This is a genomic window from Enterobacter cloacae complex sp. CDL013, assembly GCF_049238805.1.
Lineage (GTDB): Bacteria > Pseudomonadota > Gammaproteobacteria > Enterobacterales > Enterobacteriaceae > Enterobacter > Enterobacter hormaechei_C.
In genome coordinates this window covers 20,061-30,853 of the sequence record NZ_JBMKGT010000014.1, presented here as the reverse complement: position 1 = coordinate 30,853, position 10,793 = coordinate 20,061, and the positions used below count along the sequence as shown (strand labels likewise).

General features: G+C 49.8%; 11 protein-coding genes and 1 other RNA gene. 5 read left to right on the top strand and 7 right to left on the bottom strand.

Annotation, left to right across the window (positions count from 1 at the left end; genetic code table 11):
- The coding region (locus ACOTXD_RS21310) for a transposase (protein ID WP_248107491.1) at positions 1-104 on the bottom strand (104 nt) is incomplete at its 3' end.
- A gap of 368 nt (positions 105-472) precedes the next feature.
- Here ACOTXD_RS21310 and ACOTXD_RS21305 point away from each other — a divergent pair.
- Complete coding sequence (locus ACOTXD_RS21305) at positions 473-2,197, top strand: FliC/FljB family flagellin (protein WP_061856214.1); 1,725 nt, start codon at positions 473-475, stop codon at positions 2,195-2,197.
- Between the two features lie 149 nt (positions 2,198-2,346).
- Positions 2,347-3,273 carry an RNA-guided endonuclease InsQ/TnpB family protein gene (locus ACOTXD_RS21300; RefSeq protein ID WP_061856213.1) on the top strand — a complete coding sequence of 309 codons (927 nt, stop codon included), beginning with the start codon at positions 2,347-2,349 and terminating at the stop codon, positions 3,271-3,273.
- A gap of 481 nt (positions 3,274-3,754) precedes the next feature.
- On the opposite strand, the gene ssrA is transcribed toward ACOTXD_RS21300, so the two are convergent.
- Positions 3,755-4,118: a transfer-messenger RNA gene (ssrA, locus tag ACOTXD_RS21295) on the bottom strand.
- Positions 4,119-4,207: 89 nt separating this feature from the next.
- Positions 4,208-4,690 carry an SsrA-binding protein SmpB gene (smpB, locus tag ACOTXD_RS21290; RefSeq protein WP_003863115.1) on the bottom strand — a complete coding sequence of 161 codons (483 nt, stop codon included), beginning with the start codon at positions 4,688-4,690 and terminating at the stop codon, positions 4,208-4,210.
- A gap of 156 nt (positions 4,691-4,846) precedes the next feature.
- On the opposite strand from smpB, the gene ACOTXD_RS21285 reads away from it, so the two are divergent.
- Together ACOTXD_RS21285 and ACOTXD_RS21280 are read left to right on the top strand one after the other, a co-directional pair.
- Positions 4,847-5,284 (top strand): type II toxin-antitoxin system RatA family toxin, encoded by a 438-nt coding sequence (locus ACOTXD_RS21285; protein ID WP_003863117.1) that lies wholly within the window; start codon positions 4,847-4,849, stop codon positions 5,282-5,284.
- Positions 5,274-5,561, top strand: coding sequence for an RnfH family protein (locus ACOTXD_RS21280; protein ID WP_003863119.1), 288 nt, complete (start codon positions 5,274-5,276; stop codon positions 5,559-5,561). The genes ACOTXD_RS21285 and ACOTXD_RS21280 overlap by 11 nt, the downstream gene beginning before the upstream one ends.
- 61 nt (positions 5,562-5,622) lie before the next feature.
- Here ACOTXD_RS21280 and bamE read toward each other — a convergent pair whose 3' ends face one another.
- The 3 genes from bamE to nadK all read right to left on the bottom strand — a co-directional run bounded on the left by bamE (position 5,623) and on the right by nadK (position 8,725).
- Positions 5,623-5,961, bottom strand: a complete 339-nt coding sequence (gene bamE, locus ACOTXD_RS21275; RefSeq protein ID WP_032609930.1) for an outer membrane protein assembly factor BamE — start codon at positions 5,959-5,961, stop codon at positions 5,623-5,625.
- 138 nt (positions 5,962-6,099) lie between these two features.
- Positions 6,100-7,761, bottom strand: a complete 1,662-nt coding sequence (gene recN / locus ACOTXD_RS21270) for a DNA repair protein RecN (protein ID WP_059294442.1) — start codon at positions 7,759-7,761, stop codon at positions 6,100-6,102.
- 85 nt (positions 7,762-7,846) lie between these two features.
- Positions 7,847-8,725, bottom strand: coding sequence for an NAD(+) kinase (nadK, locus tag ACOTXD_RS21265; RefSeq protein WP_003863124.1), 879 nt, complete (start codon positions 8,723-8,725; stop codon positions 7,847-7,849).
- Positions 8,726-8,847: 122 nt separating this feature from the next.
- Here nadK and grpE point away from each other — a divergent pair, with 122 nt between their 5' ends.
- Positions 8,848-9,441, top strand: a complete 594-nt coding sequence (grpE, locus tag ACOTXD_RS21260) for a nucleotide exchange factor GrpE (protein WP_003863126.1) — start codon at positions 8,848-8,850, stop codon at positions 9,439-9,441.
- Between the two features lie 52 nt (positions 9,442-9,493).
- Here the strand turns inward: grpE and ACOTXD_RS21255 are convergent, their stop codons facing one another.
- Positions 9,494-10,780, bottom strand: coding sequence for an HlyC/CorC family transporter (locus ACOTXD_RS21255; protein WP_421766486.1), 1,287 nt, complete (start codon positions 10,778-10,780; stop codon positions 9,494-9,496).
- Positions 10,781-10,793: the final 13 nt, after the last annotated feature.

Below are 10,793 nucleotides of genomic sequence, written 5' to 3'. Positions count from 1 at the left end.
GCATCTGAAATGGCGTGCTTACGGCAGAGCTCACGGGCAGATACCCCGGCTTCAGCCTCGCGGAGAATACTGATGATCTGTTCGTCGGAAAAACGCTTCTTCATGGGGATGTCCTCATGTGGCTTATGAAGACATTACTAACATCGGGGTGTATTAATCAACGGGGAGCAGGTCATAGAGGTTCAGAAGGGGGAGCCAGTTTGTCAAACGAGATAGTTTATTTACTATGCTCAACATATTGAATTGTTTAGCTTTATCATGGTGGTTTAGGGGGCGTTAAAACGAACTTATCACATTGTATTAAAAGTAAACAACTATCTTTCGTTTGATGCCTGAAAGCAGATGGGGATGGTTTTTCACTTTTTCTTCTAAAGGTCCAGAGTACGTTGCCGATAGTGAACATAGCGGCGCAGGAGCCAAATGGTGGAAGCCGTAAACTTAATTTAAGTTCAGTCAAATAGGAATTACTATCATGGCACAAGTCATCAATACCAACAGCCTCTCGCTGATCACCCAGAACAACATCAACAAAAACCAGTCTTCAATGTCTACTGCCATTGAGCGTCTGTCTTCCGGTCTGCGTATCAACAGCGCAAAAGATGACGCTGCTGGCCAGGCGATTGCTAACCGTTTCACCTCTAACATCAAAGGTCTGACTCAGGCTGCCCGTAACGCCAACGACGGTATCTCCGTTGCACAGACTACTGAAGGCGCACTGTCTGAAATCAACAACAACTTACAGCGTATCCGTGAGCTGACTGTTCAGTCTTCTACTGGCACCAACTCCAAGTCTGACCTGGACTCCATCCAGGACGAAATCAAATCCCGTCTGGACGAAATTGACCGCGTATCCGGTCAGACCCAGTTCAACGGCGTGAACGTGCTGGCAAAAGACGGCTCCATGAAAATTCAGGTTGGCGCGAACGATGGCCAGACCATCACTATCGACCTGAAAAAAATTGACTCGTCTACTCTGAACCTGACTGGCTTTAACGTTAATGGTGAAGGTTCAGTAGCTAATAAGGCAGCAACTAAAGCTGATTTGACAGCTGCTCAGCTCACTACAACAGCTGCTGGCGGTACTATCGCTGCTCCTGCTGCAGATGCTAATGGCGTAACTAAGTATACAGTAAGCGCGGGATTGAACGAATCTACCGTAGCTGACGTGTTTGCTGGCTTAGGTGATACTGCCGTAGTTAATGCTAATATTACCAGTGGTTTCGACGCTGTTACTGGTAATAACTATACGTATCATAAAGATACTAATGATTTTACATTCAATGCTACTATTGCAGCTGGTGACGCAACAACTCCAAGTAATAGCGCCAAGTTACAATCTATCCTGACTCCTAAAGCAGGTGATACCGCTAATCTGAACGTTAAGATTGGTGCAACATCTGTAGATGTTGTTCTGTCAAGCGATGGTAAAATCACTGCGAAAGATGGTTCCAAGCTTTTCATTGGTATTGATGGCAACCTGACTCAGAACAGTGCTGGTGCTGATATTAAGTCTGCAACTCTTGATGCTCTTACTCAAAACACAACTACTCCTGCGGCGGCAGTTCCAGTCACCATTACGACCGAAGATAAGACTGAAATCAAATTAGCGGGTGCAACTGTTGCTGGTCAGAGTGGTGCAATTGTAGTTACTGGTGCCCGAATCAGCGCTGAAGCTATGCAGTCTGCTACCAAAACGACTGGTTTCACAACTGGCACAACGACAGTAGCAGCTAATACTGGCAAAGTTACAATTGGTGGTAATCAAGCTTACACTCAGACTGACGGTACGTTAGCTGCCAAGAATGAAACTGAGATTTTCCTGCAGAAAGACGGCTCCATTACTAACAATTCCGGTAAGGCTGTATATGTACAGGAAGATGGGAAATTCACCACAGATGCAGCAACTAAAGCAGCAACCACTGCTGACCCACTGAAAGCGCTGGACGATGCAATCAGCTCTATCGACAAATTCCGTTCTTCCCTGGGTGCTGTACAGAACCGTCTGAATTCTGCAGTAACCAACCTGAACAACACCACCACCAACCTGTCTGAAGCGCAGTCCCGTATTCAGGACGCCGACTATGCGACCGAAGTGTCAAATATGTCTAAAGCGCAGATCATCCAGCAGGCCGGTAACTCCGTGTTGGCTAAAGCTAACCAGGTTCCTCAGCAGGTTCTGTCTCTGCTGCAAGGCTAATTCAGCACTACTAAACCGTAAAGCCCTGCACATGCAGGGCTTTTTTATCGAATGAATATAGCTGAACATAGCCGTCATATTCACTCGATAAAAAAGCCGATCATCATTTAAAATTGGCTTTCTCAAATTGAGCGTGTATAGGTTCTATTGTGATTAAGAAACAGGCATTTAAATTTTTGCTTGAGCCGAATAAAACTCATATGAATGACTTTTTGGTTTTCGCAGGTTCCTGTCGATTTGTATACAATAAAGGACTTGCTCTTATTAATGAGAATTATGATTCGGGTAAGAAATTCTTGAATTACAATCAACTAGCATCAGAACTAGTTAATTGGAAAAACGAAGAGTGCCTTGCATGGCTAAAAATGGTTCCATCACAGTGCTTGCAACAATCATTAAGAGATCTGGATAGAGCTTTTAAAAACTTCTTTTCGGGAAAGTCACAATATCCTCGATTCAAAAAGAAAGGCCGTAATGATTCTTTTAGAGTGCCATGCCAAAGAGTCAGACTGGACCAAGAAAAGCATTTAGTATCATTGCCCAAACTAGGGTGGGTTAAGTATCGTAAAAGCCGAGAGATAACAGGAGTATTAAAGAATGTTACTATTTCAAGAAAGCTTGATAAATGGTATATAAGCTTTAATACAGAAGAAGTTGTTCCTGAACCCCTTCATCCATCATTTAGCAAAACCAAAATTTTGCTAAATAATGAATGGCTTATGCAACTCACAGCGTGTGAGAGTCTGGTCGAGCAATTTGCCAACATGGAAGGTAATAAAAAGCTAAGGAACCTGAATAATATACTAGGCAGAAAAGTAAAATACAGCAGTAACTGGCTAAAAACTAAAAAGAAAATTGACGGCGTAAAAGCAAGGTCAAGCAGGCGGAGACTGGATGCCTTACATAAAATAACTACGGCAATATGCAAAAAACACGCTATTGTAGAGTTGGTTAATTTAACGGATTCTTTACCTGATAAAAATAATGGTTCTGTAAGCATGACTTATGAATTTGTTAGACAGTTAATGTATAAGCAAGAATGGTTGGGTGGTAAGGTAATTCGGTTGGGCGATTAGCGTAGTTTATTAATGATTAAATAAGAGTTATATACAGCTGTTTATATGGCCTTAGATAAATTGCTGGCGGCAGGGCATGTCGTGTCAGTTTGTGGAGGGGGGTTATTTCAACTTCCGATGAAGCAAAAATCTCGGTTATTGATACTGAGAATGTCAACGTCTGGTCAATACTTTGGCACACCAGTTTGTGCACCTTTAGTAAATTAGTCATCAAACGCTGCTTAAATATGACTGTGATTATATACAGCGCTTGCTGTGAAAAAAAACAGTCTCGAGGCGAGTAGGGTGCAAAATGGTGAAGGATTTTTGTTACCCTTAGTTACAAATAGAAAAACCCCAGCGCATGAAATCTGGGGTTCTTTTAAAGTGCACGTGCATTTCACGTGCATATTTTTGTCTTTTCTCGGTCTGCCTGCTGTCTGGTCAGTGTCCGTAAGTGGCTGTTTTTATTTCCACTGTCCGGTTGCAGTCCTATCAAAAGTGGTGGAGCTGGCGGGAGTTGAACCCGCGTCCGAAATTTCTACATCCTCGGTACTACATGCTTAGTTTGTCTTTACATTCGCACGCCAGCTGCGGACAGACACGCCACTAACGAACTAGCCTGATTAGTTTTAACGCTTCAACCCCAGGCAGGGTTTCCACGCGATCTCTTTTGGGTTTGACCTCTCTTTGATCCCCGTCTTAAGAGCGGAAGCTAGGGAGAGAGGGCTCTTAGCAGGTTATTAAGCTGCTAAAGCGTAGTTTTCGTCGTTTGCGACTATTTTTTTGCGGCTTTTAACGAGGCAAACCGCCCCTCGGCATGCACCTTGGGTTTCGCAAATCCCGTCGAATCCAGAATCAGCCCCAATAGTGTTGAACTCAGTATACCAGATTTTACTTCCTCGACACCAGCCCGAAACGCTAACTTATTGAATAGTACAATAAGCGCGCAGAATCAACGTCCTGCGTTTTTCATGATACGTGCTTTGTCGAGCTGCCACTCGCGTGCTTTCAGGTCAGTACGCTTGTCGTGTTGTTTCTTACCTTTCGCCACGCCGATTTTCACTTTGCACCAGGCGTTTTTCCAGTACAAAGAGAGTGCCACCACTGTGAAGCCTTCACGGTTGATGCGTCCGTAGAGGGATTCCAGTTCGCGCTTGTTCAGCAGCAGCTTACGGGTGCGGGTAGGATCGCAAACGTAATGTGAAGAGGCGACGGTCAGCGGCGTAAAGTTCGCGCCGAACAGGAAGGCCTCACCGTCTTTCAGGATCACGTAGCTGTCGCCGATATTGGCTTTCCCGGCACGCAGCGATTTTACTTCCCAGCCCTGCAACGCAAGGCCGGCCTCGAATTCTTCTTCGATGAAATACTCGTGGCGAGCACGCTTGTTAAGCGCAATGGTCGCCGAACCAGGTTTATGTGCTTTTTTCTTCGTCATAAGTGTCGTAAAGCCGTCGGTAATCTGATTTTAAAAAGTCACCTCATTGCGTCCTGTGAGGTCTAACGCGCTATATTAGCACGAGATAAGGCTTAGCGTTTTTTTAACAGGTGATAAATGTTATTATTTGTCTGTTGTGTGACCATGGAAAATGCTATGCCTCAGATTAGCCGTACTGCGCTTGTTCCCTACAGCGCGGAACAAATGTATCAGTTAGTGAACGACGTTCAGTCCTATCCGGAATTTATTCCAGGATGCACCGGTAGCCGAGTGCTGGAATCCGGCCCGACGCAGATGACTGCGGCCGTGGATGTCTCCAAAGCGGGGATCAGCAAAACGTTCACCACGCGCAATACCCTGACGAGCAATCAGAGTATTTTGATGCATCTGGTGGATGGTCCGTTTAAAAAACTGATGGGAGGGTGGAAGTTTACGCCACTGAGCGCTGACGCCTGCCGCATTGAGTTTCATCTGGATTTTGAATTTACCAATAAGCTGATCGAACTGGCGTTTGGCCGAATCTTTAAAGAGCTGGCCTCGAATATGGTTCAGGCGTTCACCACGCGCGCCAAAGAGGTTTACAGTGTCGCATAAGATTGCTGTTGAGGTGGTGTATGCGCTGCCGGAGAAGCAGTATTTGCAGCGCGTGACGCTTGAAGAGGGCGCCACCGTTGAGGCGGCTATCCGGGCCTCCGGCATCCTTGAACTTCGCCGTGATATTGACCTGGCGAAGAATAAAGTCGGCATTTATAGCCGTCCGGTTAAGCTCGGTGATGTGCTGAAAGAGGGCGACAGGGTTGAAATCTATCGTCCTCTGATTGCCGACCCGAAAGAGTTGCGCCGTCAGCGAGCAGAGAAATCCGGTAAGTAGCCAAATAAATGTACACAAAAAAGGTGCTCATTGAGCACCTTTTTGCGTTGCTGACGCTTGATTATTTGGTCAGGGCAGGCTTGTTGTCGATGTTGGTCAGCACGCCGCCACTGCTAAAGGTCAGCGTCAGGGTTTGCTGGGTTACATCTTCATGACCAGGCTGCTGGCGGAATACATAGAACCAGGTGTTTGTGCCGAAGGGATCGGACATCATCGGGGTTCCCAGGGCATAAGCGACCTGCTGTTGTGTCATACCCACGCGGATTTTGGACACATCGTTAGGGGTAAGGTAGTTCCCCTGGTTGATGTCAGGACGGTAAACCACTTTCTCCAGAGTGGAACAGCCTGCGGTCAACATCAGAAGAACCGCTGCGGCAGCGGTCAGCGTTTTACAGCGCATAGTGATTTGATTCCTTTTCGGGCCCGAGCAGTACGCGGCTCATATGTAATATGCCGATGATAATAGACCTTGCCCCACTTTGAAACCGGTCTGGCGGCGTTTTTGTTGTTCTGTATGACCCTGAGATCCCGAAAAAGTTTATGCCGCCAGCAGTTCTTTCGCATTCGCGAGGGTATTGCGAGTGACTTCACTGCCGCCGAGCAAGCGTGCCAGCTCCTGCAAGCGTGAGCGTTTATCCAGCGGCTTCATGTGCGTTTCCGTCATTTCACCATCGGTTTCCTTGCTGACGATAAAGTGGTGATGACCACATCCGGCGACCTGCGGCAGGTGAGTCACACACATGACTTGCGTCGATTCACCCAACTGACGCAGCAGTTTGCCGACAACGGCCGCAGTCGGGCCGCTGATACCCACATCCACTTCATCGAAAATCAACGCCGGGGTTTCCATTTTACGGGCGGTAATCACCTGAATGGCCAGGGCGATACGCGACAGTTCACCACCGGAAGCCACTTTCGAAATTGCCTGCAAAGGCTGGCCCGGGTTGGTGGTGACGCGGAATTCTACGCGGTCTGCGCCTTCCGCCGTCAGGTGGTTCTCTTCAAAGCGAACATCTATGGTGAACACCCCATGCGGCATCGCCAGCGTATGCATGCTGTCGGTAATGTGCTGGCTAAGCTCCTGCGCATAGTGTTGCCGCACGTCGTGCAGCCGTTTCGCCGTTTCCAGCGCCTGCTGATGATGCAGATTAACCGCCAGAGACAAGGTTTCAAGGGAATCGGCCTGATCGTCCAACTGCTGCTGTTCCTCCAGCAGAGACTGATAGTAATTCGGCAGCTCTTCCGGGGTAACGTGATGCTTACGCGCCAGTGAAATCTGACGGGAGATGCGTTGCTCAAGCTCGAACAGGCGGTTCGGATCGAGATCCAGACGTTCACAGTAGTGGCGCAGCTCATCCCCGGCTTCTGAAATCTGAATCGCGGCCTCTTCCAGCATTTCCAGTACGCCAGAAAGCTTATTGTCCATGCCGGTCAGCTCGGTCACAAGCTGACGCACGTTGTACAGCTGGCTCTGCAAATTCACGTCTTCGCCATCCGCCAGCATGTTAAGGGCATTCTGGCTGGTGGAGAGCAGCTGACCGCTGTTGGCCAGACGCTTGTACTCTTCGTCGATTTGCTCAAATTCACCCGCCTGCGGGTTAAATTCGTTCAGCTCTTTCAGCTGATATTCCAGCAGCTCGGCGCGCGCAGTACGCTCCTGGCTTTGCTGCTGATGCTGCGCAAGTTCGCGGCAGCTTTGATGCCACTGACGATAGTGCTCCGCCATGAGTTGAGTAAGCGCGTACTCACCTGCGTAGCCATCAAGCAGGGCTTTCTGTTGTTCGGGTTTGATTAACTGCTGGTGCGCATGCTGACCATGGATCTGGATGAGCAGCTGGCCCAGCTCGCGAAGCTGGGAGAGGGGAACCGCTGTACCATTGATAAAACCGCGGGAGCGGCCATCGCTGCTGATGACGCGGCGAAGTAAACACTCAAGTCCGTCTTCGAGCTGGTTTGCTTCCAGCCAGCGCAGGGCGGCAGGTGTGTCTTTTAACGAGAAGCGGGCGCAGAGATCGGCACGGGCGGCGCCTGTGCGCACCATATCCCCCTCTGCACGACCACCGAGGCACAAGCCGAGGGCATCAATGGCAATGGATTTACCTGCACCGGTTTCACCGGTAATCGCCGTCATTCCGCTATGGAAGTCGATCTCAAGCTCACGAACAATGGCAAAGTTGCTGATGGTCAGTTGTGCCAGCATAATTGTTTTCCTGTATGAAAAACCATAACTGTGTTTGTATACAGTATAAACTGGTTTTATATACAGTAAAGTGCTGGATGCAAAATCAGAACAATTTTTTTGACCAGCCGAGCTTGGAGCTTAATGTGTTGAAATAGCTGTAATCTTTTGGGTGAATGAGGTTCAGGTGGTAATCGCAGCGGCGAATGAGGACATCTTCACCTTCCTGAATGGGGAGCGCAATCTGACTGTCGCAGCTGATCTCCAGATCGCTGCGGCGATGAGAAAAACGCAGGCGGATGGTGCTGTCGCCGTTGATCACCAGCGGACGCGCCGAGAGCGTATGCGGGAACATCGGCACCAGGGTAATGGCATCCAGCGATGGCGTAAGGATTGGACCTCCGGCTGAAAGCGAGTAGGCGGTGGACCCCGTCGGGGTTGAAATAATCAGCCCGTCAGACCGCTGCGAGAAAGCGAAGATTTCGTCGATATAGACTTCGAATTCGATCATGTGCGCCACTTTACCGGGGTGGAGAACCACCTCGTTAATGGCGGTGCTGATGCGCTTCTGGCAGTCCTGCTGACACACCTGGGCTTCCAGCAAAAACCGTTTTTCACTGATATAGTGGCCTTCCAGCACGTCCGCCAGCTGCTGCTGCGCATTGTCCGGGTCGAGGTCGGTAAGGAAACCGAGATTGCCACGGTTAACACCAATAACCTTAATATCATAGCGAGCCAGCGTTCGCGCCGCGCCCAGCATATTGCCGTCGCCACCGACCACCACGGCGAGATCCGCCTGCTGGCCAATTTCCGCCAGCGTGCCGGTTCTGACGCTTTTAAGCTGCAACTCCTGGGCAATCTGCTGCTCGACCATCACTTCATAGCCTTTACCACACAGCCAGCGATACAACATTTCATGTGTCGTCAATGCGGTAGGGTGACGCGGATGGCCGACGATCCCAATACACCTGAAATGATTATTCATTTTCTGGAGGTCCTTGTGCCTGATGAATGATGACAATCTGCCTTGTTCCCTTGAATCCAGGAAACTGATCCCCATAATAAGCGAAGTTAGCGAGATGAATGCAGAAAAACGCGGAGAAATTCATGAGTAGTAAAGAACAGAAAACGCCTGAGGGGCAAGCCCCTGAAGAAATTATCACGGAACAGCACGATGAAGTTGAGGCAGTAGAGCCAGACACGTCTGCTGAGCAGGTGGACCCGCGCGATGAAAAAATTGCCAACCTGGAAGCTCAGTTGGTAGAAGCGCAGAATCGCGAACGCGATGGCGTACTGCGTATCAAAGCGGAAATGGAAAACCTGCGCCGTCGTACCGAGCTGGACGTTGAAAAGGCGCACAAATTTGCGCTGGAGAAATTCGTCAACGAACTGCTTCCGGTGATCGACAGCCTGGATCGCGCGCTGGAAGTGGCGGATAAAGCTAACCCGGATAACGCGGCGATGATTGAAGGCATTGAGCTGACGCTGAAATCCATGCTGGATGTGGTGCGTAAGTTCGGTGTTGAAGTGATTGCCGATACGGATGTACCTCTGGATCCAAACGTTCACCAGGCCATTGCGATGGTGGAATCCGAAGACGTTGCCGCGGGTAACGTGCTGGGCGTGATGCAGAAAGGGTATACCCTGAACGGTCGTACTATTCGCGCTGCGATGGTGACCGTGGCGAAAGCGAAAGCGTAATTTGCCGACCCGTAGTGCCGGGTGGCGGCTTCGCCTCACCCGGCCTACAACATTACTCGGCGATACTTTCGCGTAAAGGTTTAACGGGCAGGACCTTCACCTGCTTAATCATGTTGTCCTGAACGTCTAGAATATCAATATCATACTGCTCAATACGCACGCGCGTGCCTGCCGCCGGGATCTCTTCCAGCGCTTCCAGGATCATTCCGTTCATCGTCCGCGCTTCGTCTTCCGGCAAATGCCAGTTGAACGCTTTATTGATTTCACGAATGTTAGCGCTGCCGTCGATAAGCACTGACCCGTCGTTTTGCGGGGTGACTTCTTCCGCAAGGGAAGGCGACATCGAGGTGGTAAAGTCCCCGACAATCTCTTCCAGAATATCTTCGACCGTCACCAGCCCCTGTATATCGCCGTATTCATCCACCACCAGGCCGACTTTCTTCTTGTTGCGCTGGAACTTCACCAGCTGCGTGCTGAGTGGGGTGCCTTCCGGCACGTAGTAAATTTCGTCGGCGGCGCGCAGCATTATCTCTTTGGTGAACTCGTTTTTCTCGGTCATCAGACGATAGGCCTCGCGCACGCGCAGCATGCTGATGGCATCGTCGAGAGAATCGCGATAGAGGACGATACGCCCGTGCGGGGAGTGCGTCAGCTGGCGGACAATGGCCTTCCAGTCGTCGTTGATATCAATCCCGACGATTTCATTGCGCGGCACCATGATGTCGTCAACGCTGACCTTTTCCAGATCCAGCACCGACAGGAGCATGTCCTGATTGCGGCGGGAGATCTGCGAGCGGGATTCGTTCACGATGGTACGCAGTTCGTCTTTGCTGAGCGCGCTACTGATGGTGACGTCTGCCTTTATACCGACCATGCGCATCAGCACCCGTGTCACCATATTCAGCAGCCAGACCAGCGGCATCATCAGAATAAGCAGCGGTGCTAACAGGAAGCTGCTCGGGTAGGCGACTTTTTCCGGGTAAAGCGCCGCGATGGTTTTGGGCAACACTTCCGCAAACACCAGTACCACAAACGTGAGCACACCTGTGGCAATCGCCACGCCTGCGTTGCCGTACAGACGCATCCCGACGATGGTGCCCAGTGCAGAGGCGAGAATATTGACCAGGTTGTTACCGATAAGCACCAGGCTAATCAGACGGTCCGGCTTACGCAGAAGCTTTTCGACACGACGCGCGGCACGGTTACCCTGCTTGGCGCGATGACGTAACCGGTAGCGGTTCAGCGTCATCATGCCGGTTTCAGAGCCAGAGAAATAAGCGGAGATGACCACCATGATGACCAGAATGACGATCAGCGTGGTGGTAGAGATGTGTTCCAGGGGGAACTCCTTT